This window comes from Pokkaliibacter sp. MBI-7 (assembly GCF_029846635.1).
GTDB lineage: Bacteria > Pseudomonadota > Gammaproteobacteria > Pseudomonadales > Balneatricaceae > Pokkaliibacter.
Map to the genome: position 1 here is coordinate 807,206 of NZ_JARVTG010000001.1, position 25,755 is coordinate 832,960.

At 52.2% G+C, this 25,755-nt stretch carries 30 protein-coding genes and 1 other RNA gene; 7 read left to right on the forward strand and 24 right to left on the reverse strand.

Annotated elements, in window-relative coordinates; genetic code table 11:
• Positions 1 to 91: 91 nt before the first annotated feature.
• From QCD60_RS03550 to rsmI, 7 genes are all read right to left on the reverse strand, one after another.
• Entirely contained in the window at positions 92 to 1,570 is a 1,479-nt protein-coding gene (locus QCD60_RS03550) for a UDP-N-acetylmuramoyl-L-alanyl-D-glutamate--2,6-diaminopimelate ligase (protein ID WP_279782465.1), read from the reverse strand.
• Positions 1,567 to 3,270, reverse strand: coding sequence for a penicillin-binding transpeptidase domain-containing protein (locus QCD60_RS03555; RefSeq protein ID WP_279782467.1), 1,704 nt, complete (start codon positions 3,268 to 3,270; stop codon positions 1,567 to 1,569). The genes QCD60_RS03550 and QCD60_RS03555 overlap by 4 nt, the downstream gene beginning before the upstream one ends.
• The gene (gene ftsL / locus QCD60_RS03560) at positions 3,267 to 3,632 is read right to left on the reverse strand and encodes a cell division protein FtsL (protein WP_279782469.1); all 366 of its coding nucleotides are present in this window, start codon (positions 3,630 to 3,632) and stop codon (positions 3,267 to 3,269) included. Before ftsL ends, QCD60_RS03555 begins: the two co-directional genes overlap by 4 nt.
• 1 nt (position 3,633) lies before the next feature.
• Positions 3,634 to 4,566: a 16S rRNA (cytosine(1402)-N(4))-methyltransferase RsmH gene (gene rsmH / locus QCD60_RS03565; protein ID WP_279782472.1), complete on the reverse strand. Its 933-nt coding sequence runs from the start codon at positions 4,564 to 4,566 to the stop codon at positions 3,634 to 3,636.
• A 7-nt stretch (positions 4,567 to 4,573) separates the two neighbouring features.
• Positions 4,574 to 5,035: a division/cell wall cluster transcriptional repressor MraZ gene (gene mraZ / locus QCD60_RS03570; protein WP_104156463.1), complete on the reverse strand. Its 462-nt coding sequence runs from the start codon at positions 5,033 to 5,035 to the stop codon at positions 4,574 to 4,576.
• 173 nt (positions 5,036 to 5,208) lie between these two features.
• Positions 5,209 to 5,557, reverse strand: an RNA gene (gene rnpB, locus QCD60_RS03575) — RNase P RNA component class A.
• A gap of 89 nt (positions 5,558 to 5,646) precedes the next feature.
• Positions 5,647 to 6,495, reverse strand: coding sequence for a 16S rRNA (cytidine(1402)-2'-O)-methyltransferase (gene rsmI, locus QCD60_RS03580; protein ID WP_279782475.1), 849 nt, complete (start codon positions 6,493 to 6,495; stop codon positions 5,647 to 5,649).
• A 120-nt stretch (positions 6,496 to 6,615) separates the two neighbouring features.
• Here rsmI and QCD60_RS03585 point away from each other — a divergent pair, with 120 nt between their 5' ends.
• From QCD60_RS03585 to QCD60_RS03600, 4 genes are read left to right on the forward strand one after another with little or no spacing between them, the layout of a single operon-like run.
• Positions 6,616 to 8,361, forward strand: a complete 1,746-nt coding sequence (locus QCD60_RS03585; protein WP_279782477.1) for a penicillin-binding protein activator — start codon at positions 6,616 to 6,618, stop codon at positions 8,359 to 8,361.
• Complete coding sequence (locus tag QCD60_RS03590) at positions 8,315 to 8,725, forward strand: YraN family protein (RefSeq protein ID WP_279782480.1); 411 nt, start codon at positions 8,315 to 8,317, stop codon at positions 8,723 to 8,725. The genes QCD60_RS03585 and QCD60_RS03590 overlap by 47 nt, the downstream gene beginning before the upstream one ends.
• A gap of 22 nt (positions 8,726 to 8,747) precedes the next feature.
• The gene (locus QCD60_RS03595) at positions 8,748 to 9,341 is read left to right on the forward strand and encodes a phosphoheptose isomerase (protein ID WP_104156503.1); all 594 of its coding nucleotides are present in this window, start codon (positions 8,748 to 8,750) and stop codon (positions 9,339 to 9,341) included.
• Entirely contained in the window at positions 9,338 to 9,907 is a 570-nt protein-coding gene (locus QCD60_RS03600) for a BON domain-containing protein (protein WP_279782482.1), read from the forward strand. The genes QCD60_RS03595 and QCD60_RS03600 overlap by 4 nt, the downstream gene beginning before the upstream one ends.
• A 77-nt stretch (positions 9,908 to 9,984) precedes the next feature.
• Here the strand turns inward: QCD60_RS03600 and QCD60_RS03605 are convergent, their stop codons facing one another.
• The 5 genes from QCD60_RS03605 to petA form a co-directional block, all read right to left on the reverse strand.
• Complete coding sequence (locus QCD60_RS03605) at positions 9,985 to 10,440, reverse strand: ClpXP protease specificity-enhancing factor (RefSeq protein WP_279782484.1); 456 nt, start codon at positions 10,438 to 10,440, stop codon at positions 9,985 to 9,987.
• Positions 10,441 to 10,508: 68 nt separating this feature from the next.
• Positions 10,509 to 11,138, reverse strand: a complete 630-nt coding sequence (locus tag QCD60_RS03610; protein WP_104156457.1) for a glutathione S-transferase N-terminal domain-containing protein — start codon at positions 11,136 to 11,138, stop codon at positions 10,509 to 10,511.
• An 85-nt stretch (positions 11,139 to 11,223) separates the two neighbouring features.
• Positions 11,224 to 12,012, reverse strand: a complete 789-nt coding sequence (locus tag QCD60_RS03615) for a cytochrome c1 (protein WP_347949980.1) — start codon at positions 12,010 to 12,012, stop codon at positions 11,224 to 11,226.
• On the reverse strand, positions 12,009 to 13,268 hold the full coding sequence (locus QCD60_RS03620; protein ID WP_279782487.1) for a cytochrome bc complex cytochrome b subunit: 1,260 nt from the start codon (positions 13,266 to 13,268) through the stop codon (positions 12,009 to 12,011). The genes QCD60_RS03615 and QCD60_RS03620 overlap by 4 nt, the downstream gene beginning before the upstream one ends.
• Entirely contained in the window at positions 13,268 to 13,864 is a 597-nt protein-coding gene (gene petA / locus QCD60_RS03625) for a ubiquinol-cytochrome c reductase iron-sulfur subunit (RefSeq protein WP_279782489.1), read from the reverse strand. Before petA ends, QCD60_RS03620 begins: the two co-directional genes overlap by 1 nt.
• Positions 13,865 to 14,063: 199 nt before the next feature.
• Between petA and QCD60_RS03630 the strand changes: the two genes are divergently transcribed.
• Positions 14,064 to 14,315, forward strand: a complete 252-nt coding sequence (locus QCD60_RS03630; RefSeq protein ID WP_279782490.1) for a hypothetical protein — start codon at positions 14,064 to 14,066, stop codon at positions 14,313 to 14,315.
• On the opposite strand, the gene rpsI is transcribed toward QCD60_RS03630, so the two are convergent.
• The 3 genes from rpsI to zapE all read right to left on the reverse strand — a co-directional run bounded on the left by rpsI (position 14,312) and on the right by zapE (position 16,378).
• Complete coding sequence (gene rpsI / locus QCD60_RS03635; protein WP_104156454.1) at positions 14,312 to 14,704, reverse strand: 30S ribosomal protein S9; 393 nt, start codon at positions 14,702 to 14,704, stop codon at positions 14,312 to 14,314. The two genes, QCD60_RS03630 and rpsI, sit on opposite strands and share 4 nt — an antisense overlap.
• A gap of 12 nt (positions 14,705 to 14,716) precedes the next feature.
• Positions 14,717 to 15,145: a 50S ribosomal protein L13 gene (rplM, locus tag QCD60_RS03640; RefSeq protein ID WP_110186907.1), complete on the reverse strand. Its 429-nt coding sequence runs from the start codon at positions 15,143 to 15,145 to the stop codon at positions 14,717 to 14,719.
• Between the two features lie 126 nt (positions 15,146 to 15,271).
• Entirely contained in the window at positions 15,272 to 16,378 is a 1,107-nt protein-coding gene (gene zapE / locus QCD60_RS03645; RefSeq protein WP_279782496.1) for a cell division protein ZapE, read from the reverse strand.
• Positions 16,379 to 16,539: 161 nt separating this feature from the next.
• On the opposite strand from zapE, the gene QCD60_RS03650 reads away from it, so the two are divergent.
• Positions 16,540 to 17,010: a DUF1043 family protein gene (locus tag QCD60_RS03650; protein WP_104156451.1), complete on the forward strand. Its 471-nt coding sequence runs from the start codon at positions 16,540 to 16,542 to the stop codon at positions 17,008 to 17,010.
• 55 nt (positions 17,011 to 17,065) lie between these two features.
• On the opposite strand, the gene QCD60_RS03655 is transcribed toward QCD60_RS03650, so the two are convergent.
• Positions 17,066 to 17,836 carry a Nif3-like dinuclear metal center hexameric protein gene (locus tag QCD60_RS03655; protein WP_347950219.1) on the reverse strand — a complete coding sequence of 257 codons (771 nt, stop codon included), beginning with the start codon at positions 17,834 to 17,836 and terminating at the stop codon, positions 17,066 to 17,068.
• Between the two features lie 79 nt (positions 17,837 to 17,915).
• On the opposite strand from QCD60_RS03655, the gene QCD60_RS03660 reads away from it, so the two are divergent.
• Positions 17,916 to 19,061, forward strand: coding sequence for a trypsin-like peptidase domain-containing protein (locus QCD60_RS03660; protein WP_279782501.1), 1,146 nt, complete (start codon positions 17,916 to 17,918; stop codon positions 19,059 to 19,061).
• Between the two features lie 51 nt (positions 19,062 to 19,112).
• Here the strand turns inward: QCD60_RS03660 and QCD60_RS03665 are convergent, their stop codons facing one another.
• From QCD60_RS03665 to mlaD, 8 genes are all read right to left on the reverse strand, one after another.
• The gene (locus QCD60_RS03665; protein WP_279781589.1) at positions 19,113 to 20,444 is read right to left on the reverse strand and encodes an IS4 family transposase; all 1,332 of its coding nucleotides are present in this window, start codon (positions 20,442 to 20,444) and stop codon (positions 19,113 to 19,115) included.
• 134 nt (positions 20,445 to 20,578) lie between these two features.
• The gene (gene hisD, locus QCD60_RS03670) at positions 20,579 to 21,901 is read right to left on the reverse strand and encodes a histidinol dehydrogenase (protein WP_279787876.1); all 1,323 of its coding nucleotides are present in this window, start codon (positions 21,899 to 21,901) and stop codon (positions 20,579 to 20,581) included.
• A 14-nt stretch (positions 21,902 to 21,915) separates the two neighbouring features.
• On the reverse strand, positions 21,916 to 22,572 hold the full coding sequence (gene hisG / locus QCD60_RS03675; protein ID WP_279782504.1) for an ATP phosphoribosyltransferase: 657 nt from the start codon (positions 22,570 to 22,572) through the stop codon (positions 21,916 to 21,918).
• Positions 22,573 to 22,613: 41 nt separating this feature from the next.
• Positions 22,614 to 23,876 carry a UDP-N-acetylglucosamine 1-carboxyvinyltransferase gene (murA, locus tag QCD60_RS03680; protein WP_104156447.1) on the reverse strand — a complete coding sequence of 421 codons (1,263 nt, stop codon included), beginning with the start codon at positions 23,874 to 23,876 and terminating at the stop codon, positions 22,614 to 22,616.
• A 13-nt stretch (positions 23,877 to 23,889) separates the two neighbouring features.
• The gene (locus tag QCD60_RS03685) at positions 23,890 to 24,132 is read right to left on the reverse strand and encodes a BolA/IbaG family iron-sulfur metabolism protein (protein ID WP_279782506.1); all 243 of its coding nucleotides are present in this window, start codon (positions 24,130 to 24,132) and stop codon (positions 23,890 to 23,892) included.
• 115 nt (positions 24,133 to 24,247) lie between these two features.
• A complete protein-coding gene (locus tag QCD60_RS03690; protein ID WP_279782508.1) occupies positions 24,248 to 24,541 on the reverse strand; it encodes an STAS domain-containing protein in 294 nt (97 codons plus the stop codon).
• A 3-nt stretch (positions 24,542 to 24,544) separates the two neighbouring features.
• On the reverse strand, positions 24,545 to 25,165 hold the full coding sequence (locus QCD60_RS03695; protein WP_279787877.1) for an ABC transporter substrate-binding protein: 621 nt from the start codon (positions 25,163 to 25,165) through the stop codon (positions 24,545 to 24,547).
• A gap of 130 nt (positions 25,166 to 25,295) precedes the next feature.
• Positions 25,296 to 25,754 carry an outer membrane lipid asymmetry maintenance protein MlaD gene (gene mlaD / locus QCD60_RS03700; protein ID WP_104156443.1) on the reverse strand — a complete coding sequence of 153 codons (459 nt, stop codon included), beginning with the start codon at positions 25,752 to 25,754 and terminating at the stop codon, positions 25,296 to 25,298.
• Between the last annotated feature and the right edge of the window lies 1 nt (position 25,755).

The following is a 25,755-nucleotide window of genomic DNA, read 5'->3' on the forward strand; positions in this document are numbered from 1 at the left end:
GATGCAGCCTGTACATGTTGCCACGCTGTACCAACTGGATGTTCTGCCTCAGGCAACGCTGCGGCGATATCACTCAAAACCCAGGTACCGATCACAACACCACTCCCAATAGCTCTGCCGCCAAAGCACGATCTGAAAACGCATGTTTGACGCCAGCAATGTCTTGATATTCTTCATGGCCTTTACCTGCGATCAGTACCATGTCGTCAGGAGACGCATGCTCCACCGCATAGCGAATGGCAGCCTCTCGATCAGTAATGATGCTCACGTGATCCAATGTCATGAAGCCTGTCTGAGTATCGGCAATGATCTGCTGTGATGACTCGGTGCGCGGGTTGTCCTGCGTCAGGATGATAAAGTCTGCTTGGGACTCCACAGCCGCAGCCATCAGTGGCCGCTTGCCTCGGTCACGGTCGCCGCCACAGCCAAATACGCACCACAGCCGCCCCTGCACATGCTCCCGCAGTGCGCTGAGCGCTTTGACCAGAGCATCGGGCGTATGAGCATAATCAACGACCAGTAGTGGTTTTCCCTGCTGTCTGAATGACTCCATCCGTCCGGGTACACGCTGCACCTGAGCCAACGCAGCACTGATTTGTTCAACGCTATAGCCTTGTGCGTAAAGCACAGCAGCTACTGCCAGCAGATTACTGACATTGAAACGCCCCAACAGTGGGGTCGAGAAGGATACACGCCCTCGCGGCGTCATAAATTCCAGACGCATACCATCTGGTTCGGGATGCCATAGCCCAAGATAGATGGTTGCATCCTGCTCAGTGGCATAGGTCACCAGATTTACTGTGGGCGCTAGTACCTCGATAAAGCTGGCAGCCCAGGGATCATCCAGATTAATGACAGCGTGCTGTAGCTCCGCACACTGGAACAAACGCTGTTTGGCAACGGCATAAGAAGCCATATCGCCGTGATAATCGAGATGGTCACGGCTCAGGTTAGTGAAAACTGCGGTCTGAAACGTCACACCGTCCACTCGCCCCTGAGTCAGCGCATGGGATGAGACCTCCATTGCCACCGCTTTCGCGCCCTGCTGCACCTGCATCTGTGCCATGACACCATGCACGCGATCAATATCGGGCGTTGTGTGAGTGGCGGTCTGCAAATGGCCAGGCATGCCATAACCCAGGGTACCCAGTACAGCGCAGGGCTTACCTAAAAATGCCAAAGCAGAAGCAATAAACTGACTGACGGATGTTTTCCCGTTGGTGCCCGTGACCCCAATAACATCCATCTGACGGCTTGGAGAGGCGAAATAGCAGTTCATCAACTCGCCTAGTCGCGACTTGAGCTCAGCCAGTTTGACGACGGGACAACCCGCCCTCTCTTCAACAAACAGGCTGGCATCAACCAGCACCATGGCAGCGCCGCGTTCAACAGCATCCAGATAAAACTGCTGCGCCTTGTCAGAATCCAGAACTGTAATAACGTACCAATAACCTGACTCTACGCGGCGACTATCCAGTGTAATAGGCGCCAACGGCTGCTGAGCCAACTCGACGGGGATCGACTCCGCTGTTAACCACTCACCGAGGGTTACAGGCTGAGAAGTACTCATGATTTTTTCCCTTGGAGCTTGATAAGACCTTCAAGATCATCCGGCGGAATATTTAGGAGACGCATAGCACCAGCAATAAACCGACCGAACACGGGTGCCGCCACAGCCCCCCCGAAGTACTCTCCACTGGAAGGGTCATCAATGATGATGGCTGCGACCAGACGGGGATCAGATGCCGGTGCAATACCAGTAAATACTGAAAAATAGTTGTTAGCCTCGTAGCCATTCGGACCAACCTTGTGCACGGTCCCGGTCTTGCCAGCAAGATGATACCCGGGTACCTGAGCACGGGTTGCCGTACCACCACTCTCGGTTACTGTTTCCAGCATCTTCAACACATCATGAGCAACTTCAGGGGTAACTACCTGAGTCGGCTCCACCGGATTGGCGCGCTTCACCATGGAAACAGGAAAAAGTTTGCCGCCATTAGCAAAAGGGACATAGGCCCGCGCAAGCTGCAGTGGTGTAACTGTCAGGCCATAGCCGTACGACATGGTGGCCAGCTGCAGCACCTGAGTCGGTTTGTAGAAAGGCAGCTCCCCTGGCTGCTCGCCAGGAAAACCGGTCTGAGGATTTTGTCCAAGACCAAAACTATGGAATGTCTGCCACAACGCCCCTTCCGGCAGCATCATGGAAATTTTCGACGCCCCTACGTTACTGGACTTGGTAATGATGCCGGTGATATCAAGCACACCGTAGTTACGGTGGTCGGAGATCGTTTTATAGGTAATCCGCAAACGCCCCGGGGTGGTATCAATCTTGGTATCAGGCGTAATAACATGATTCATCAACGCGGAAGAAACAGTCAGCGCCTTCATGGTTGAGCCGGGCTCGTACATATCCGTAATTGCCCGGTTGCGTAAACTGGATGACGAGACGTCGACCCTGTTATTGGGGTTATAGGCAGGCTGATTAACCATAGCCAAAACCTCGCCCGTCTTGGCATCTAGCACGACCATGGTCCCGGCTTTGGCGCCGTTCTCTGCAACCACCCCTTTCAGGGCCTGATACGCCAGATATTGCAGACGCAAATCAATGGACAACACCAAATCCTTGCCTGGACGCGCCTGTTTAACCAGTTTCAGATCCTTGATATTGCGACCCAGGCGATCGCGCAACACGTCTTTTAGCCCCGGCACACCTTCAAGCCAGGAATCATAGGCAAGCTCTAGTCCTTCCTGCCCTTTGCCATCAACATCAGTAAAGCCAACAACATGGCTGGTCACTTCGGCGGCGGGATAGAACCTGCGATACTCCTTGCGGCTATATACGCCAGGAATGCCTAATGCCACCACCTTAGCTGCATCATTCGGCGTCATCTGGCGACGCAGATACATAAACTCTTTGGTTGCATTAAGCTTGATACGCTGAGCGAGCACATCAGCGGGTGTCTCCAGAGCCGTCGCCAGGTCAGCCCAACGATCGGGATACTCGCTCAGTATTTGCGGTTCCGCCCATAGGGTTTCGACTGGCGCACTGATAGCCAGTGGCTCGCCATTACGATCCACAATCATGCCACGATGCGCAGGAATGACCTCTTTTCGCAGCGCACGTGCATCTCCCTGAGTATTCAGGAAGTTCTGATGTACCACCTGCAGGTTAATGAGCTGCCCCAACAGAATAAGTGCGAGCGCCCCCAGCATGCCAAGTACTATGCGTACTCGCCAGGGGAATGGCAGGCCCGTATTGGTGTTTCTCATGGCTGAACCATAATGATTGATTTGGGAGGAGGCGAAAACATGTGCAATCTGTCACGAGCGAGCGTTTCTACCCGGCTGTGAGCTGACCAGGTACTTTCCTCCAGCAAAAGCTGACCCCACTCGACCTCCAGACGATCACGCTGTCGTTCTAACTGCTGCAGCTCATTGAATTGCTTACGATTCCAATGAGAGCTCAAGATCACTGCCACAGCACTGGCAACAACCATCGTCATCAATACCGCAATCAGGATGACGCGCCAGGAAGAAGCCTGAATATTGAGTACAGGATGCATGACCAGCCGCTTTTGAGGCACAACATTCTGCACTCGTGCAGGCTGCTTGTTCACTACCGCCTGTCCCATACTAGATCCTCTCAGCTACGCGCATGATTGCACTGCGAGACCGAACATTGTCGGTTACTTCATCAGCTTCAGCCTTTTGCGCCTTACCCAAGGTACGCATGCGGATATTGAGCATATCCTGAGTAACTGGCAGACCTCTTGGCAGCTGCTCTCCTTTGGATTCCTTGCGGATAAAGCGTTTAACTATGCGGTCTTCCAACGAGTGAAAACTGATGACAACCAAGCGACCAGAAGACGTCAACACATCGGCAGATGCGTCAAGGCAGGTTTGAATGTCGTCCAGTTCTTTGTTGATAAAGATACGAATGGCCTGAAACGCCCTAGTTGCAGGGTGTTTACCTTTCTCCCAGGCAGGGTTGGCATCGGTAATGATTTTTGACAGCGTATGGGTACGCAGAATAGGCGCTACTTGCCGGGCGGCTACTAGAGCCTTTGCCATTCGCCGGGAATGGCGCTCTTCACCGTAAACAAAGAGCACATCAGCAATATCTTTCTCTGCTGCCGAGTTGACCCAGTCTGCTGCGCTGAGCCCCTGCGAAGGATCCATACGCATGTCCAGTGGCCCGTCCTGCATGAAGCTGAAGCCACGCTCAGGATTATCCAGCTGGGGAGATGAGACACCGAGATCAAGCAGGACACCGCTTATCTGCCCATGCAGAGAGCGCTGGGAGACTATCTCGGCGAGATCAGCAAAGGATGCATGAACAATTTCAAAACGAGGATCATCAGCAAAACGTTGCTTAGCAACTGCAATGGCATCAGGATCCTTGTCAATAGCTATTAGCCTACCGTTAGCAGACAGCCGCTGAAGAATGCGTGAAGAGTGGCCGCCACGGCCGAAGGTGCCGTCAATGTAGACGCCATCACTATTGGTCACCAGCTGATCGACAGCCTCGTCCAAGAGTACTGTTACGTGCTGATAGGTATCTGTCATTTGTCGCCTACAGTGCTAATTCACTTAATTCAGCTGGCAAGCCAGCCATGTCATGAGTCGGTGCGAGATACTCCTCTCGCCGCTGCATCCACATTGCTTCATCCCACAGCTCAAATCGCTGTCCCTGACCTATCAGCGCCACTTGCTTGTCCAGCCTGGCATAAGCTCGCAGCACCATTGGCAGCAATACACGACCCTGCTTATCCATTTGCACATCTGTAGCATGACCAATCAACAAGCGCTGGATACGCCTAGTCGCCGGGTTATAGCTAGGCAGTGCTTCCAGACGCGCCTGGATCCCCTCCCATACTGGCAAGGGATAGAGCAGCAAACATGGATCTTCAGTATCAATCGTGAGTACTAGGTTGCCGTCACAGGCTTCTGTCAATAACTCCCGGTAACGAGCAGGAAGCGCCATTCGCCCCTTATCGTCGAGAGAAATTGATGTTAGTCCGCGAAAACTACCCATCGACCTTCACTCACTGACAACCTCCCCACTTAAACACCACTTTCCCCCACTTTTCACCACCCACACTATAGAAATGCACCATAGCATTTGCAAGGCAAAAGCCGCCCTGCCACGCCTAGATGAGTGGAATTCAAGAAAGCCTAGAAAGGAGTTTGATACATACAAGAAAGGAAGGGCTGAGCCCGCCTGTAAGCCGGGTTCTGTCGAGGACAATCATTCATCTAGGGTCAGCGTCACCACTGACCTCAAGCGACCTACCCGAACCCAGCGTGGGCCACGCCTAATGGGTTCCTATTTGGTCTTGCTCCGAGTGGGGTTTACCATCGCCGTGGAGTGTTGCCACCCACGCGGTGCGCTCTTACCGCACCATTTCAACCTTACCGGTCCTTGCGGACTTAGGCGGTGTACTTTCTGTTGCACTTTCCGTAGGCTCGCGCCCCCCAGACGTTATCTGGCACTCTGCCCTGTGGAGCCCGGACTTTCCTCCCCCCCTTGCAGGGCGACGATTGTCCAGCGGACTCAGCGGCGGCAAAGGATACCATGCAATTTCAAAGGTACAAGGGGCAACTGCAGATATTCTCCAACAACTACCCCGTTACCAGCCCCGTCTATTAGTCATTCTGACGCGCCAGAGCCCACTGATACAATTTCTTGCGCGGCTGATTGAGTATTTTTGCCCCCGTTGAGGCAGCCTGACTGATTGACAGCGACTCCAGCAGTATTTGCATGACACGCCCCCCCTCTGCATCCAGATCGTCATCGTCAGCAACAGGTACAGAGTGCCCCTGAACCATAAGCACCATCTCTCCCTTTTGCTGATTGTGATCTGCTTCAACCTCGGCCAGCACTTCTGCAATCGAACCAGACAAAAAAGTCTCGAAGGTTTTGGTCAACTCCCTCGCCATCACCATGGCACGCCCCTCACCGAACACCTCCACCATTGCCTGAAGCGTGGCAAGAATGCGATGTGGACTTTCGTAAAACACCAGAGTCCTGGCTTCATCTCTGACCTTTTCCAGCGCAGCCTGCCTGGCTTGCGCCCTTGCAGGCAAAAAACCCTCAAATACAAACTTGTCAGTTGGCAGGCCTGCTGCACACAGCGCTGTAACCATGGCACACGGCCCCGGTATCGGCACTACCTTGAATCCAGCCCGGCGCACCTCCTTCACCAGGTGATAACCAGGATCGGAGATTAGCGGTGTCCCCGCATCAGAAACCAGAGCAACACTTTCCCCTCCCATCAATCGCTGTACAATAGCGTCTGCTTGCTTGCGCTCATTGTGATCATGTACAGCCCACACAGGGGTTCTAATATTGAAATGAGACAGTAAACGCTGACTATGGCGAGTATCTTCTGCCGCAATCAGCCCAACGCTGGACAATGTAGCAACAGCACGAGGACTCAAGTCCTCAAGATTTCCAATTGGAGTGGCGACAATATATAAGGCCTGTTCTGACATGCCGAATCCAGATATTCCGATGAAAAACCAAGGCGACAGGGATTGATTGTGAGCTCATGCAATTTACGCAGCTTGGCACTATGCCTAGCAACATCTGCAAGCATCCTGCTGGCTGGATGCGTGTCCAACTCAGGGACTCAGCCACAGAAAGCAACTCAACGAGCCAGCTCACAACAGTCAATTGGCTCCATAGTAGCACGCAGTCAGGCAAAATCCGGCGAAGATCGTAACGAGTTTCTATTGCTGAACGCTGAGCAGCTGTTAGATCAGGCACGCCCCGGCGATGCCAGCACCCTGACAGACATGGTTGATGAGCGATCACTGGATGCTGACCTGAAACTCGAATATGCATTTCTTCGAGCCAAGCTGGAGCTCAGCCGGCAGGATGGCAACCAGGCGCTCTTTTGGTTACACGATCCCGTATTCCAGCAGTCGCAGCTAAGCTCCGTCGATGAACAGTTGCTGCACCAGCTACGCGCCCAGGCTTTCGAGCTGAATCTTGACTACATTCACGCTGCCAAAGAGCGTATTCAGCTATCCAGCCTGCTGGATGGTAACCAGAAGCAGACCCAACACGACCTGATCTGGCAAGACCTGCAACGCAGCAACACCAGCCAGCTTAATCAGGCGAAAGGCGATGCGCTCGACAGCCTCACTCAAGGCTGGCTTGAGCTGGCACTGATAATGCGCAACCAGTCTGACCTGGCACAACAGACCAGCAACCTCATGGACTGGAAACGCGCATGGCCCAGCCACCCCGCCAGCTACCTGCTGCCGGGAGAGCTTGCCGCACTGACTGATACCAACACCGAACTGCCTCCCAAAGTGGCTTTAGTACTGCCGATGAGCGGCCAGCTGGCCAACGTAAGCCAAGCCATCCAACAAGGCTTTATGACTTCCTACTATCAGCGCCAGCAAAGTGGCCTGAACACGCCCGAAGTAGTGGTCAAGGACAGCGAAAGCTACCCGAACCTGCTGTCTCTATATCAGGATCTGAAAAATCAGGGCGTGGAGTTTGTCATCGGCCCGCTGCGCAAAGAACAGTTACAGCAGCTGGCTAACAGCAACCATCTCGACATCGACACCTTGGGCCTGAACGTACTGGACAACACCAGCTATCTGCCCGACAACCTCTTTGAATATGGCCTGACAATTGAAGACGAAGCTCGCCAGGCTGCCAATCAGGCCTGGCAAGATGGCAAGCGCAGCGCCATGCTTCTTACCGAACCCAGTGAATGGGCTCAACGTGCCGCCAGCGCATTTCGTCAGGAATGGCAATCACTGGGAGGCAGCATACAAGACGAATTTTCGCTGGATGGTCGCGACTCTTATGTCGATGTCTCTGCCCAATGGCTACGTCTGAACATGACCGCATCGCAGGCCAAAGCCAGCAATGGCAGTGCACGTCATCGCCAGGATATCGACATGATTTTTCTGGTTAGCAAACCCCAGACCGCACGACAGGTCGTTCCTGCGCTGTCGTTCAACTTTGCCTCTGACATCCCCATTTACGCAACATCGCAAATTTACACTGGCAAACCCGACCCTCAGCATGATCAGGACTTGAATGGTGTCTATTTCACCATCATGCCCATGCTTTTGAAGGGAGTTAGCGGCAACTCAGCCCAGGTACAGGACTTCTGGCAGCAATCAGCTGGCAACGTTCTAGGGTTCTATGCCATGGGCATGGATGCTTTTGAGCTCATGCTAAGGATGCCGCTGATGAAGGAACATCAAAACAGCCGCTTCTACGGCCAGACGGGTATTTTGGAGATGGAAGACGGCGTCATTCATCGACAACTCAGCATTGCGCGCATGCGTGACGGAGCACCTTACCCCATCCTCACCAACCAACCACAGGACTGAGGGTGTGCGAGCATTTTGGCGCGGAAGAAGCGCTGAACAGGCAGCCTGTGATTACCTGAAGCAAGCCGGGCTGACGGTGGTGGACAGGAATATCAGACTGGCCAATGGCGAAATAGATATTATCGTGCAGGAACAAAACATCCTGATATTTGTCGAAGTTCGCTATCGCAGTGCCAATTCTCTGGTATCCGCTGCACAATCGGTGGATACCAACAAGCAAAGCAGGATAATCAACACAGCCCATGCTTACCTGCAGCGCAATCCGCGATGGCAAAATCAGCTCTGTCGCTTTGATGTCATCGCTGTTGAAAACAGTGCTGATGGCTACCTATTTAACTGGCTGAAAAATGCCTTCACGACCTGAATCTGACATGACCCAACCACTCATGGAGCTGCAAGATCGCATCATTGCGCAATTTCACACCAGCATCGACGTCAAAGTCCATGCGGTTGAAACCCTTACACCTGTAATAGCCCACGCCAGCGAGATGATGCTGCATTGTTTGCTGAATGAGGGAAAAATTCTGTGTTGTGGCAATGGCCGTTCTGCAATTGATGCCCAGCTCTTCGCCACACAACTGTTGAATCGCTTCGATCGTGATCGCCCCGGCCTGCCTGCCATGGCCTTGAGTTCAGATGCTGCCACACTGACCGCGATCGCCAGCGAATACAGCTACAACGATGTCTTCTCCAAGCAAACTCGCGCTCTGGGTCAACCAGGAGACATCTTGCTGGTTTTGTCGTCATCAGGTCGTTCTGCCAACATTGTCCAGGCAATTCAGGCAGCGCATGACCGCGACATGATGGTTATTGCACTGACAGGCCACGATGGTGGCGATATAGCAGCATTACTCAGACCAGAAGAGGTTGAATTACGAGTTCCTTCGGATCAGCCTGTGCGCATTCAGGAAGTCCACACCCTGATCGTGCATTGCTTATGCGACCTTATTGACCACCAGCTCTTTGGAGGAGAAGGATGAAGCACCCTTTGCTTGCAACCTTGGCACTTAGCACCATCGCCCTGCATGGCTGCTCAACTATGATATCCAATGGCCGCGAAGAACCTATCAAAGAGGATTACGGTTCACGCACCATGGGTGGCTATATTGACGATCAGGTGATCGAAACAAAAGCCAATGTCAATATCAGCAAAGGCTCAGCAGAGGTACAGCACGGGCGCATCTCCATTACCAGTATCGATGGTATCGTACTGCTGGTTGGACAGGTGCCCACCCAGACAGCCAAGGAAGAAGCAGGCAGAATAGTTCAGCAAGTTCGAGACGTGAAACAAGTCCAGAACATGTTATCTGTAGCACCGCCAGCCACTCTGGTTATGCAGAGCCAAGACACCTTCATTACCACACAGGTAATAAGCAAACTCTTTTCCAACAAAAATGTTCCAAGCTCGCAGATCAAGGTCATCACCGAAGCGGGGATCGTTTATTTAATGGGACGAGTTACCCCACAACAAGCCAACCTTGCAGTCGACTTAATCAGGCAAGTTGGCGGGGTTCAACAGATCGTTAAAGTTTTCGAATATATTTAAACACCAAAAACAAAAGGCATGTTCGAGAACATGCCTTTTGCAATCAAAGAAACAGCGCAGTAGCTGCAATTACTTCACTACTTAACAACCTTCAAGGTTGGGCGCTTTTTCTTGCTATCCGCATCCTCTACTAGCTCATCCCCCTTGCTAGAAGCGCCATCAACAACCTCCAGTGAAGAAGCAGTTGCCTCCTCCAGCAAACGCTGCTCCAACATATCTGCTCCGGGCTCCATACCAAACCCCATACCCTGCCCATTTTCTCTGGCATACACCGCCAAAACAGAGGCAATAGGGGCAATTACCTGCATTGGCACTCCCCCGAATCGCGCATTAAATGTCAGTTCAGCATTCCCCATCTGCAGATACTGCACTGCTGATGGAGAAATATTGAGGATAATCTGCCCATCTTGAACGTGCTGAACTGGCACCTGAACCCCTGGACACTCAGCATCAACAACGACGTATGGAGTCCAACCGTTCTCAAGTATCCAGTCATACAAGGCACGAGCCAGAAATGCGCGGCTAGGTATCATAAGTAACTCTTTTCACAAACAGATAAAAAGGCATTCAGCCCAACGCAGCATGTCACCAGTATCAGGCATCAAGCACGAATTTCTTTTTCCGCCTCAGACAAGCTGGCGCGGAAAGATTCACGCTCAAACAACCGCCCCATGTATTTCAGGAGGTGTTTGGCAGGCTTTTCAGGCAGCTCGATACCCAACGCAGGAAGTCTCCATAGAATGGGCGCCGTACAGCAATCGACCAGAGTGAACTCATCACTCATGAAGTAAGGACGTTCAGAGAAAATCGGTGCTATAGAGACCAGGCTATCAGTGAGAATCTGACGTGACTGCTCAGCTTCATCGCTATTCTTGTTTGCCAGAATCAGATCAACATGCTTGCACCAGTCGCGCTGGATACGATGCATCAACTGACGGCTTTCAGCACGCGCTACCGGGTAAACAGGCAACAGCGGAGGATGCGGAAAACGCTCATCAAGATACTCCATCATGATGTTAGGCTCGAACAGCACCAACTCACGATCAAGCAACGTCGGCAATGAGCTATAAGGGTTAAGAGTGGTCACATCCTCAGGCAAATGCTCAGGATCGGTATCCAGCACATCAACAGTCACTCCTTTTTCGGCCAGTACGATACGTACGCGATGACTGTAATGATCTTCACCGTTGGAGAAGAACGTCATTGAAGAACGCTTCGCCACAACACCCATGTTGGTAACCTCTTCTGAATAAAGATTTTTGCACAAACGCCAACGCGGCCCTTAAAGGCCGCGCGTAAGCTCGCTTAACAACGCACTAGTGCACGTCTCGCCAGTACTCACGTTTCAGCGCGTAGGCGAACACAAATAGAATGGCCAAGAATATTAGCACATAGGTGCCAATTCGCATGCTGTCCAATTTTGATGGTTCACCCATATAGGCGAGGAAGTTTACCAGATCATAGACCGCTTGATCATATTCCTTTTCTGTCAACTTACCCGTTCCCGGCTTGATACCAATAACGTCACATTGCGTTTCAAGAAAAGCCTTACCCGTAAGAGGATCTACCTTGGTACGCCCATCCTCGTCGACAACAGGTACAGGCTTACAGGTTTTTTCGGGAACACCCTGTAATTCAATTAACGCATGAGGCATCCCGACATTGGGAAAGACGGTGTTATTGACTCCAAAAGGACGAGAGCTATCGGCATAAAAACTGCGCAGATAGGTATAAATCCAATCCGCTCCACGCAACCTCGCCTCTAACGTCAAATCTGGTGGAGGACTACCAAACCAAGTCTTTGCATCAACAGTACGCATAGCCACCGTCATCTGCTCACCAATCTTGCGCCCAGGCAAAACGAGGTATTTTGCAGCCATCTCTGCGGGCACACCGAGATCATCAGCCGTGCGCTCATAACGCTGATAGTTTGCCGAGTGACAACCCAGGCAATAATTTTTAAACAGTGCCCATCCACGCTGCATAGAAGCCGTATCATGCAGATCGGTCTCATGTTTATCCAAATGCACGCTATGCCCTTCAGCCGCCCATCCCACAACTGGCATTAACGCTGCAAAAACTATGGCCAGTATTTTATTCATCATCCAGTCACTCGCTCAGGCACAGGCTTGGTTGACTCCATGCGGGTATAGAAAGGCATCAGCAGGAAGTAAGCGAAGTACAAAACTGTTGCCAGCTGCGCCGCGACCGTTCGAGGACCAGTGGAAGGCGTCGCTCCCAGACACCCCAACAAGACAAAAGACAACACAAAAATAACGAGCGCTACTTTGCTCATCCAGCCTTTGTAGCGGATGGACTTGACTGGTGAGCGATCAAGCCAGGGCAGCACAAACAGGATGGCAATGGCCGCCCCCATGACAACCACTCCCCAGAACTTGGCATCCACACCAAACAGCGGATAGGTGACAGCTCGCAACATGGCATAGAAGGGAGTGAAGTACCAAACCGGCGCAATATGCTCTGGCGTTTTCAATCCATTGGCAGGTTCGAAGTTCGGCTTCTCCAGGAAGTACCCTCCCATCTCGGGGAAGAAAAACACCACTGTGCAGAAGACAAACAGGAATACCACAACACCCACAATATCTTTGACGGTGTAATAAGGGTGAAAAGGAATACCATCCAGCGGGATACCATGCTCATCCTTGAAAGCCTTGATTTCGATCCCGTCCGGGTTATTCGAGCCCACCTCATGAAGAGCAAGAATGTGCAGGACGACCAGCGCCAACAAGACAATGGGCAGAGCTATTACATGCAATGCGAAAAAGCGATTTAGTGTGATACCTGATATCAGATAGTCACCACGAATCCACTGAGCAAGATCCTCTCCTACTACTGGAATCGCACCGAAAAGAGAGACAATAACCTGCGCGCCCCAGTAGGACATTTGCCCCCAGGGCAGCAAATACCCCATGAAGGCTTCCGCCATAAGCGCCAGATAGATGGCCATACCGAATATCCACACCAGCTCTCGTGGTTTGCGGTACGAGCCATACATCATGCCGCGGAACATATGCAGATAGACCACAATAAAGAATGCTGAAGCGCCGGTAGAGTGCAGGTAGCGGATGATCCACCCCATATCGACATCGCGCATGATGTATTCGACAGAGGCAAAAGCCCCCTCCGCACTGGGGTTATAGCTCATGGTCAACCATATTCCGGTGAGAATCTGGTTGACCAGAACCAACAACGCCAGTGAACCGAAGAAGTACCAGAAGTTGAAGTTTTTTGGCGCATAGTATTTCGATAAATGATCTTCCCACATTTGAGTTGCGGGAAAACGCTCATCGATCCAACCCAATAAGCCACCTGTAGCCTTGCTGCGGTTTGGATTACCCATCAGGTTTTCTCCTTATCCACACCAATCACAATGGTGTTGTCATCTGTGTAGTTATGAGGGGGCACCAACAAATTCAGTGGTGCAGGCATACCCTTATAAACCCGTCCAGACAAATCATAGCGAGAGCCATGACATGGGCAGAAATACCCACCTAACCACTCTGGCCCCAGATCTGCCGGTGCAACCTCAGGTCGGTAAGTTGGTGAGCACCCGAGATGAGTACAAATGCCCACCATCACCATAATCTCGGGCTTGATTGAACGGTATGCCTGGTGGGGAATGTAGTCCGGCTGCTGTGGCTTTTCTGACATCGGATCCGCCAGCTGACTATCCAGCTTCGACAGACTGTCCAGCATCTCCTTACTGCGCCGGACAATCCATACAGGCTTGCCACGCCACTCTGCGATCATTTGCTGCCCCATTTCCAGCTTGGAAATGTCCGCCTTCACTGGTGCCCCTGCTGCTTTTGCCTTGGCACTTGGGCTCCATGATGCAACAAAAGGCACCGCTGCTCCGACAGCGCCTACAGCCCCGACTACCGAGGTCGTCGCCACCAGGAAACGCCGACGCCCTTTATTCACGCCGTCATTGCTCATTACAGGTGTTCTCCCATATTTGCACGAGCAAACCTGCCTCCCATCCAAGCAGATATCCAATACGCCAGTGCACGGCTCTAATTCACGGAATTGCCGCCGACGGTAATGAAGTTCACGTATCGGCTACAGGCCATCAACCTTATAGCCAGTACTGCTAATATTTTCCAACTTACAAAATCAACACATCGGGAAAAGGGAAATGCAGCTTACGACTGTGCACAATCCCTTTTTCCAGCCATTTTTGTGGACAGTAACCACAACAAGCCCCCTAAGTATGGCAAAAGGTTTCCGTGCTCGCCCTGCTCAGGATCAAAAAAAGCAGTGCATTCAATATCAAAGCCAAACCATTTCAAACGACGCAGCACTTAGCGAAGCCCTTGCAGCACCCCAAAAAGAAAAACCCCAGGCAGCTTTCGCCACCTGGGGTTTTTCTGTACCAAAAGCGAATTAACGCTTGGAGTACTGAGGACGCTTACGCGCTTTACGCAGACCCACTTTCTTACGCTCAACTTCACGAGCGTCACGGGTAACGTAACCTGCTTTACGCAGAGGTGAGCGCAGATCTTCGCTGTACTGGATCAGAGCACGGGTGATACCGTGACGGATCGCACCAGCCTGACCAGAGTTACCACCACCAGCAACGGTGATGATCACGTCGAATTTCTCAGTAGCTTCAGCCAATTCCAGAGGCTGACGGACTACCATGCGAGCGGTTTCGCGGCCGAAATACTCTTCCAGGCTGCGTTTGTTGATAACGATCTTGCCAGAGCCTGCCTTCAGGTAAACACGGGCAGTAGAGGTCTTGCGGCGACCGGTACCGTAGTATTGAGTCACTGACATGTCTACTTCCCCTTAGATATTCAGTTCTTTAGGCTGCTGGGCAGTGTGCGGATGCTCAGCACCAGCATACACTTTCAGCTTGGAGTGCATAGCGCGACCCAAAGGACCTTTGGGCAGCATGCCACGCACAGCCAGCTCGATAACACGCTCAGGAGCATGATCGATCAGCTGGTTGAAGCTCATGGACTTCAGGCCACCTGGATAACCAGTGTGGCGGTGGTACATTTTATCAGTACCTTTGGCGCCAGTAACGGCAACCTTCTCAGCGTTAACAACAACGATGTAGTCACCGGTATCAACGTGAGGAGTGTATTCAGTCTTGTGCTTACCGCGCAGACGGCGAGCAATCTCAGTGGCCAGACGACCCAGGGTTTTACCTTCGGCGTTAACCACATACCAGTCATGCTTTACAGCATGAGGCTTGGCGCTCAGGGTTTTCATTAATCTCGTCCTAACAACGATGCACTTGGGAGTGCTACCTATTTTTATTCGTTAGCCGATCACACTAGCTAACACAATGCTGCTTAAAATGCAGGCCGCGCATTATAACGGCTCATTTTGCAAATGTTAAGAGCGATGTTCTCTTGCCAGATACTCTTTTGACTGCATTTCCAACAGTCGACTGGTAGTACGCTCAAACTCAAAGTTCAGCCGCCCGCCAGCATATAGATCAATGAGAGGGACCGAAGCAGAAATAATCAGCTTGACACCACTGTCATAAAACTCATCAACCAGGTTAATGAATCGACGCGCCTGATCATCTTTATTACCACCCAGCTGCGGCACATCTGACAGCAATACCGCATGATACATCTTGGCCAGCTCTATATAGTCGTTCTGACTACGAGGCCCATCACACAGCTCAGCAAAATCAAACCATGCCACATCCTGACAAAGGAAACGTGCCTTTATAATCCGGTTGTTCACCAGCAAATCAGAGTTCTCTTCCATTGACCCCAGATCAGGTACCAGAGACTCAAAACTTTTGCGCAGACTAAGTTCCGCTTCCCCCCCCAGCGGACTGTAATAAAGCACTGCCTGTTCCAGCGCCCTCAGACGATAGTCCACACCGTTGTCCACATTCACCACGTGAGTGTACTTGTTAAGCAGTGCAATGGCTGGCAGGAAACGTGCCCGCTGCAAACCATCCTTGTACAGGCCATCAGGAACAATGTTGGATGTTGCTACCAGCGACACGCCATTGGCAAACAGCTGCTCCAACAGCCCACCCAGAATCATCGCATCAGTAATGTCCGAAACGAAAAACTCGTCAAAGCACAGCACTCTCGCCTGTTCGCTGTATTTCTTGCCAATCGCAACCAATGGGTTCACGGTACCAGCCAACGCTTTCAGATCCTCATGTACCTGCTGCATAAAGCGGTGGAAGTGAGTGCGCTTCTTCTCTTTAAAAGGTAAGCACTCAAAGAAAGTATCCATGAGATAGGTTTTACCGCGCCCTACGCCACCCCAGAAGTACAGACCAGTCACCGGCTCTGTCGTTTTATTTCCCAACCGATTTGTCAACCGCTGGAACAAGCCAGGCTTGGGCAGATGTTGCTGAGCAATCAGATCGTCGAACAAACGCTGCAAATGTCTGACGGCCATTTCCTGGGCAGGATCATGGATAAAATCAGGACGTTTGAGGTCTTGCTGGTAGCGCTCCAGAGGGGTCATGGCGGTAGTCGTTCATGTAGGTAAAATCAAGAAGGCGATACTTTAGCCATCCCCCCCTTGTTAAGCAATGGCAGGTCAGGGAATACAGCTTGCGCTTGGTGCAACAGCAAGCTTCCCCTATGATAGCGAGAGTAATACAAGGATCTAGTCAGGAGTAATCAGTGGAACAGTTCGCACAAATCATTCTGATCGCCGCCATTGCCTTCATCGTCGGCCTGATTGTCGGACGCCTGATGCCAAGGCAACCACCGCAAAAAAGAGAGATTGAAAGCTTTACCAGCAGCACTGCGACGCAGCAGGAGCTGATCACTTATCGTGCCGACGTACAGAATCATCTCGACTCTACCGTCACACTCTTCAATCAGCTACTGACGAATGTCGAAGCCATGCACTCGCAATTAAACAGCGTCAACAGCAAGCTAGGTGATGGCTCTACAGCACTGCGCCCACTGGCAACCGTCACTCAGACAGTGACAGACAATACTACCAGTGAAACCGAGCCCTCCCCGATTCAACAACCACGGGACTATGTACCCAAATCCTCACCTAATGATGTCGGCACGCTGACTGAAGGTTTCGGACTAAGAGCGAAAGAAGCAGCACAAGAATCCACCTCTCCTCGCATAGATTGACTCTCACCAGTCCGTCAAGCCCAGTTGCCATACCAGTAAGGGTGGCAACTGGTGCTCAGACAGGATTAGGCAGATCAATGAACTGATGCACAATACCAAGCTGCTCTGCCAAGCAATCTCCCAGTGCCTGAACACCGTATCGTTCTGTAGCGTGATGCCCTGCCGCTATGTAGTAAAGCCCAAGCTCATTGGCCAGATGCACCGTCTGCTCTGATATCTCACCGCTTACAAAAACCTCAGCACCGATCGCCGCAGCTTGCTCCAGCATGCTTTGTGCTGCTCCGGTACACCAGGCAATCCTTGATACTACCGGTTTCCCCTGCCCCACCAATAACGGTGTACGACCGGTTAGATCTGCAAGCTGAGAGAGCACATCATTGATTGGCAACGCTTGTGATAAACGCCCCTGCAAACCAATAGAACGAGGATTGCCGGGCTCAAGCCCATCCTCCACTATCCAGCCAAGGCGCTTTGCCAGCTGCACATTGTTCCCCAACTTAGCATGGGCATCCAAAGGCAAATGATAGGCAAGCAAGCTTACATCCGCCTGCAGTAACGCCTGCAATCGGCGTTTTTTCACCCCTACCACTTCAGCAGCCTCGCCACGCCAAAAATAGCCATGATGCACTAACAATGCATCAGCACCAGCCGCTATCGCCTGCTCAACAAATGCCAGGCTGGCAGTGACCCCACTGACCAATTTACGCACCTGAGAGCGTCCCTCGACCTGCAATCCATTGGGACAATAATCCTTAAACGCTCCACTGTTCATCTGCTGCTCAGCAGTCATCACTACTTGGGCTAGAGAGATCGACTGATTTACCATGCTTGTCATGTTTGAGGGTCCTTGAATCACTCAGTTGTAGGCTCTATTTTAGCGGCTCTTGCACGAAGGAGGTTTCTGCATGAAGAAAAACTGGATGCATGTCTGCCGGTCATTCATCTGGCCATCACTTACCGGCGTTGCGATTGGCGTTGCGCTGTTGGGCTGGAATCAACATACGCCCTTTGTTGAAGAGGCTCATGCCGCACCTGGCAGCCTTATTGTGCCGCCAACTGGCCCAGCCAGCTATGCAGACGCTGTCGAGCATGCCGCTCCAGCGGTAGTCAACATCTACACAAGAACCTATCAGCGTGCTCCTGCCAATCCCATGCTGAATGACCCGGTATTTCGCCGCTTCTTCAACATGCCAGACTCACCGAATCGGGACCGCATTCAGTCCAGCCTGGGGTCAGGCGTCATTATTGATGGAAAGGGTTACGTGGTAACCAACCACCACGTCATTCGTGGTGCAGACGAAATTAAAGTGGCTTTACGTGATGGCCGGGAGGCTGACGCCAAGGTTATTGGCAGCGATCAGGATGCTGACCTCGCTCTGCTTAAAATTGATCTGCCAAACTTACCAGTGATTGAAACAACAGACGACAGCAAGGCACGTATTGGCGATGTAGTGCTCGCCATTGGTAACCCCTTCGGCGTCGGGCAAACAGTGACAATGGGTATTATCAGTGCTATTGGTCGAAGCCAGCTTGGACTCAGCGCCTTTGAGCGCTTTATTCAAACCGATGCCGCCATCAACCCGGGCAACTCCGGTGGAGCACTGGTAGACGTCCGAGGCCGCCTGATTGGTATCAATACTGCTATATTCTCCAAGTCTGGCGGCTATCAGGGTATAGGCTTCGCCATCCCCGCCAACATGGTCAACATGGTGGTCAAAGACCTCATCAAATACGGTGAAGTCATCCGCGGCTGGCTGGGAGTAGAGACTCAGGAGCTAAAAACGGAAGGTGCCAACAACATTCCAGCGGATGCATTACTGATCACCGGGCTATATCGCAATGGCCCAGCCCATGTCGCAGGCTTGCGCCCAGGAGACATAATCACTCGCATCAACGGCAAGCCGGTAATGGGCAATAACTACTCAATGTTTGAAGTCTCCCAAATGAAGCCAGGAAGCAGTATACAGCTGGATATTCTACGTGATCAGCGCACTCTTTCCGTGAATGTGAGCGTGGGAAAACGCCCGAATACTCTGGCGGAGGATCAATAGCTCAGAGGAGAACCCCAAAGACGGAAAAGGCGGGAATATCCCTAATGCCAGTCAGTTAAGCTGACTGGCATTTTTATTTCTGGTCGGATACTTGGACGGCTTGGGCTTGACCACCCGCGGGTAACTGCGCTCCTCACGTCGATGAGGCAGGACGTAGTGCATGGCCGAAGCCTGTAGTTCAGCCAGGTAGCGAGGGATGTTGCCTGGATGATTCAAAGAGACCCCGTTCAAGAAGCCCAGGATCGCCCAGGTGCAGGCGGTGAAACTCATTTCGCAGGGGGAGATGCCAGGGCAGTGGCGACTCATTTCCAGCATTTGATAACGCAGCAGATTGTACCCCAGCAGTACGCCCCACAGCTCTTGTTCAATCATCTCCGGCGTTTTACTGCGCAGTGTGTAGTGACCCGCGAGCATGCCTTGCTTCATTTCTCGATAGCCCAATTCGATTTCCCAACGCTGGCTGTACAGATCCACGATGTCATCTGGCGGAAAGCGCAGAGGATCGATCATCGAAGTCAGTACTTGCCGGACTTTGCCCTTGATGGTCTTGCTTAATAACCTGGCCTGTAGCGTGTCGGGCAGCTCGGGCCATTGCTTACGCGCCTGCGGCGAGGTCTTCAGCGAGACGATGGCATCCTGGCGCCCCAGCTTGTATAGCACCTCATATTGAGCATCCTTGCGCAGCGGCAGTAGCCAATGGCGCTGAGTGCCTGTTTGTTGCCAGCGATGAAGAAGCCCCAGCGAATAGAAGCCACGGTCGAACAAGGTCAGCGAGTGATCGGGTGTGCTGTCGATCAGTTGTTCGGCCAGCTTCATCTCGTTGCTGTGATAACCGGCAAAAGCACTGCTCACCAGCATGTGACTGGTCAGTTCCATCTGGCAGACCATGCGCACTTGGGGATAGCCGGTATCGCCATGCTGATTACTGGCGCTGCCATAGTGCTTGCGGTTGTCGTCCGTATCCGCTGTGCGCCAGACCACGCCATCGACACTGAGCAGGCGCAAACCCGCCCAGGTGGGGTGATTGGCGCTGGCATGCCAGCGTTGTTGCGTCAGGGAAAAGACTTCTCGCACCGCCGCACTGCCCAGGCGCTGCCGACCTTGCACGATGGCACTGGGTGCCACCAGTGGCCTCTGCCCAGGCAGCATGATGTCCATACGACTCGCAGCATCCCAGGCCGACATCCGGCGAAACAACGCCATGGCGATCACGCACCAGATCATGGACTCAAGAGGGAGGCGTCGCTTACGTATGGTCGCCACTCCCGCCGTTTCCAGTGCGGTGCTGACCAGGTCTGGATCAAGCAGCGCCCCCAGTTCATCAAGGGCGTGAGTAGTAGAAGCGGCTTCGTGAGTCAGTGCCAAGGCGCGGGACAGTCGCATAAAAAATCCGATGCTCAAAACAAGCATCGGATTTTCGTTTCAGGGCGCAAAAGGTCAAGCTGTTGGGCTTAACTGACTGGCATTAGGAATATCCCGCCTTTTCTGATCGTACCCGGCCTTACCAGTACCTAGCCTTAATCAGACTTGATGCGATATTCAGCAGAACGCGCATGAGCCGTAAGATATTCACCGCGAGCTAAAACAGATGCCACCTTACCTACCTCACTCGCGCCATCCTCTGTGAACATGATCAGTGAAGAACGCTTCTGAAAATCATATACGCCCAGCGGAGAGGAGAACCGTGCGGTCCCGGAGGTGGGCAGCACATGATTAGGTCCTGCACAGTAGTCGCCAAGTGCTTCAGCAGTATAACGGCCCATAAAAATAGCACCCGCATGGCGAATTTTTTCCAGCCAGAGCTGGGGTTCGGCTACCGACAGCTCCAGGTGCTCAGGTGCAATATGATTAGCAATATCACACGCCTGATCCAGATCAGCCACCGCGATAAAAGCAGCGCGATCACGCAATGAAACACCGATGATGTCTTTACGTTCCATAGTAGGCAGTAGCTTATCAATACTGTCCTGTACCTTCTGTAGAAACGCCAGATCAGGAGAGATTAGGATCGGCTGAGCCTGCTCATCATGTTCAGCCTGTGAGAACAAATCCATGGCAATCCAGTCAGGATCAGTCTGACCATCGCAAATCACCAGAATTTCAGAAGGGCCGGCGATCATGTCAATACCCACAGTACCGAACACAGCCCGCTTGGCGGTAGCCACATAGATATTTCCGGGGCCAACAATTTTATCAACCTTAGGTATTGTCTGGGTGCCGTAAGCCAGTGCTGCAACCGCCTGCGAGCCACCGATGGTGAATACACGATCAACACCAGCAAGGCCTGCTGCAGCCAACACCAGTTCGTTCACTTCGCCACCTGGTGTGGGTACTACCATGATGATTTCGCCCACCCCTGCAACTTTGGCAGGTAGGGCATTCATCAACACAGATGACGGGTAAGCAGCTTTACCACCGGGCACATAAATGCCCACACGATCCATCGGTGTCACCTTCTGTCCGAGTACGGTGCCATCTTCCTCTTCGTACTGCCAGGAGGACTGCTGTTGGCGCTGGTGATAGCGCTGAACACGATCTGCCGCCACCTGCAGCGCATCGCGTTGAGTGGCAGGCAAATTGCCCAGAGCCTGCAGTAACCTGGCGCGCGGAACCTCCAGATCTGACACTCGGTCTTTCGACAAACGATCGAACTGCGCGGTGTAAGCAAGCACTGCAGCATCACCTCGCTCTTTGACATCTGCCAGTATCCCATCAACACGCTGCTGTACCAGCGGATCGGATACAGACTCCCATGCCAGCAACGCATCCAGTTGCCTTGCAAAGTCAGCATCTGCAGCGTTGAGCATACGAACCACAGAGCTCACCTTTTGAACCTCCATTTCAATACTCATTATCAACCCTCCTGAACAGGGCGCTTGGCTACCACCGCCGCCTGTAGCCGCTCTAGAATAGGTTCAATCAGGCGATACTTCATTTTCATCGAGGCTTTGCCGACTACCATCCTGCTGCTGATATCTGCTATCAGCTCCTCGGGTTGCAAGCCGTTGGCACGAAGCGTATTGCCGGTATCAACGATATCAACTATCTTGTCCGCCAATCCCATCAGGGGTGCCAGTTCCATGGCACCATACAGTTTGATGACATCCGCCTGGATGCCTTGCTCTGCATAGTAGGCCTTTGCGATATTCACGAACTTGGTAGCCACCTTAAGACGGCGACCAGTGACCGGTACTGCCCCTTTAACTCCAGCCGTCATCAGGCGGCACCTGGCAATCTCCAGATCCACGGGCTCATACATTTCCTGAGCTCCGTGTTCCATCAGCACATCCTTGCCCGCAATACCCATGTCTGCCGCACCATATTCAACGTAGGTAGGTACATCGGTGGCACGAATAACGATCAACTTCAAATGCTCATGGTTGGTGTCGAATATCAGCTTGCGGCTGCTTCGAATATCTTCCAGAGGATGGATATCCGCGGCTGCCAGCAGGGGAAGGGTATCGTCCAGAATACGTCCTTTCGACAAAGCCAGAGTCAAGGTTTGTTTCATCGTTACATCCACGTCAGTACCGTTGTACGCCAAAAGGTTGATCAGTTGGCCAGGCGGCGAATTTTAGCGCCCAAACGCTGCAATTTTTCTTCAATGCATTCATAACCACGATCAATGTGGTAAATGCGATCAATTACGGTGTCACCTGATGCGACCAGACCGGCAATCACCAGGCTGGCAGAGGCGCGAAGGTCAGTAGCCATAACCGGTGCAGCTTTAAGCTGTGGAACACCTTCGATCACAGCGGTATTGCCATCGATATGCATCTTGGCCCCCATCCGCATCAACTCGTTCATATGCATGAAGCGGTTTTCGAAAATAGTTTCACGAATGATGCCTGTGCCTTCCGCAATGGTATTCAGCGTGGCGAATTGTGCCTGCATGTCTGTAGGAAAAGCAGGATAAGGGGCAGTGGTCAGACTGACAGCCTTGGGACGCTTACCCTGCATATCCAGGCTGATCCAATCATCACCAAACTCAATTTTGGCACCGGCTTCCGTTAGCTTATGCAGCACGGCTTCCAGGATGTCAGCACGAGTATCTTTCAACAGCACCTTCCCGCCTGTTGCCGCGGCCGCAACCAGATAGGTACCGGTTTCGATGCGGTCAGGCAGTACCCGGTAGGAACATCCATGTAGTTTTTCAACACCGTAAACATGGATGGTGTCCGTGCCATGACCACGGATATCGGCGCCCATAGCAATAAGACACTCAGCCAGATCGACCACTTCAGGTTCGCGTGCAGCGTTCTCAAGAACGGTCTCGCCCTCTGCCAGCACGGCTGCCATCAGCAGGTTTTCAGTACCTGTAACGGTCACCGTATCAAAGAATATATGAGCACCACGCAGACGCCCCTCGACACTGGCGCGAATATAGCCATCCTCCAGTACGATTTTGGCTCCCATAGCCTCAAGGCCACGCAAGTGCAAATCCACCGGACGGCTACCAATGGCACAACCACCAGGCAAGGATACTTCTGCACGACCAAATCGCGCCACCAGTGGCCCCAATACCAGAATGGATGCACGCATGGTTTTTACCAGCTCGTAAGGAGCGGTGACATTATCAATCTGGGTCGCATCCACCTCGACGGTCATCTTCTCGTCCATGGTCACTTCGACTCCCATGCGGCGAATCAGACCCACCATGGTAGTAACATCATGCAAGTGAGGAAGATTGGATATTTTAACGACGCCGTCGGCCAGCAAGGTGGCAGCGAGAATGGGAAGTGCGGCGTTCTTGGCGCCAGAAATGCGAATATCTCCCTGTAGCGGCGCGCCGCCAGAGATCAACAATTTATCCATAGAGCACTCCTGATCAGGCGTTGACATTCTGCCACTGGGCGGGGGTATAGGCTTTGATGGTCAGAGCATGAATGCTGCCATCTGCAATTTTGTCCGCTAAACAGGAATACACCAGTTGTTGCTTCTTGACAGGTGTCATGCCATTGAATGCTTCACTGACCACAACCACCTGAAAGCTGCAACCTTCGCCCTCGGGGAAGACTTCAGCATTTGCGATACCCGCTTGAATACGAGCTTTTACTTCTTCTACCTGCATGACAACCTCAAATTAAACGATCTGCCCCGGTACGCCAAAGACAAGACAACCGCCACAGGTCTGGACCTGTGGCGGTTTTATTCCATACCAACTAATGGATACGCCAAGAGCAGCACTACTGCACCACTGGTATGACGTCATCCAAATCGGTCAACTCCAATATAGACTGCAAAGCTGGACTAACTCCGCGCAACGCAACTGTCCCGTTCATCGCTCTGGCCTTTCGCAAGGCACCAAGCAACACAGGAACGATAACCATGGAGCGAGAATGGCAACGGGAGACGTCAACAATCGTCTGGCCGCCTGCCTTCTCTACTAACTCAACGACTCTGTTACGCAACGTCTTTGCATCAGCCACAGCGAGCTCGCCATTCAAGAAGATGACGTTTTCGTCCAGAGAGGCTTCCATGAGTTACTCCTTGACCGCTACAGTCCAGGTATTGATAACCTTATCCATATCCTGCTCACGGTTCATGGCTTCGGCAAACTGATTACGGAAGTTGAGCCCTACGTTGATGCCATCAAGCGTCACGTTATATACCAGCCACTGGCTTCCTTTCTTGTGCATGCTGTACTCAATACGATAGGTTTTGCCGTCAGTGGTAGCAAAATCAAAACGCACGCTGGCTTTGCCATCACGATCCCCACCCTGGCTTGGCACTACCTGGTATTTATCCAGTGTAATAACCTGCAACGCCTTGGTGAAAGTGCGAATAACCGTGGTCTTAAACTGATCAGCAAAGGCGGCTTTCTGTGCATCACTTGCCTGACGGTAATAATGCGCCATGACGCCCTTGGACAAGCTGTCGAAGTCAACTACCGGCGACACTGTTGCATCGACTTCACCATACAGAGTTTCAAAATTCTCCTGCTGACGCATAGCCGGATCTTTCATCAGCTGCAGCATGGCATCAGTGGTTTTGACCACTACATCTTTAGCATCATCCCAATCTGACGCCCGTGCCGTGCCAGCTACCGCCACAGCCGCCAGCACAACAAACGCCATAGCGGCTTTCCATACCTGTTTAACCATGTTACTCACTTACCCTCACGTGCAATTACCTGCCAACTCACAGTAAACAGACATTCAATCTGCAATTCCTCGAAAGCACCTCACTGCCTGTCAGCGAGATCAGATCAAGGAGCCTCTGCGTCAGAGCTGACTATTTTTTGGTCTGACTGGAAAGAAACTTGCCAATCAGGTCTTCCAGCACCAGTGCTGACTGGGTGTACTCAATGGTATCCCCGTCCTTCAGCATGGTGTCATCGGCTCCTACCTGTATGCCGATATATTTCTCTCCCAACAAGCCCGAGGTGAGGATCATTGCAGAACTGTCCGTACTCAGATAGTTGACGCTCTGATTGATCTGCATTTCCACCCTGGCGCGAAAATCCTTGGGATCCAGCTGAATACTGGTCACCCGACCAATAGCAACCCCGGCAATAGTGACCTTCGAGCGCGAGGTAAGGCCGCCGATGTTATCAAAGCGGGCATAGACTTTGTAAGTTGGCTCGGACGCTGAAAACGTCAAACCACTAACTTTGACAGCCAACACCAGCAACGCAGCGATCCCCGCCAACATCAGTACACCAACACTTAACTCCAGCGTTCGCACTTTCATC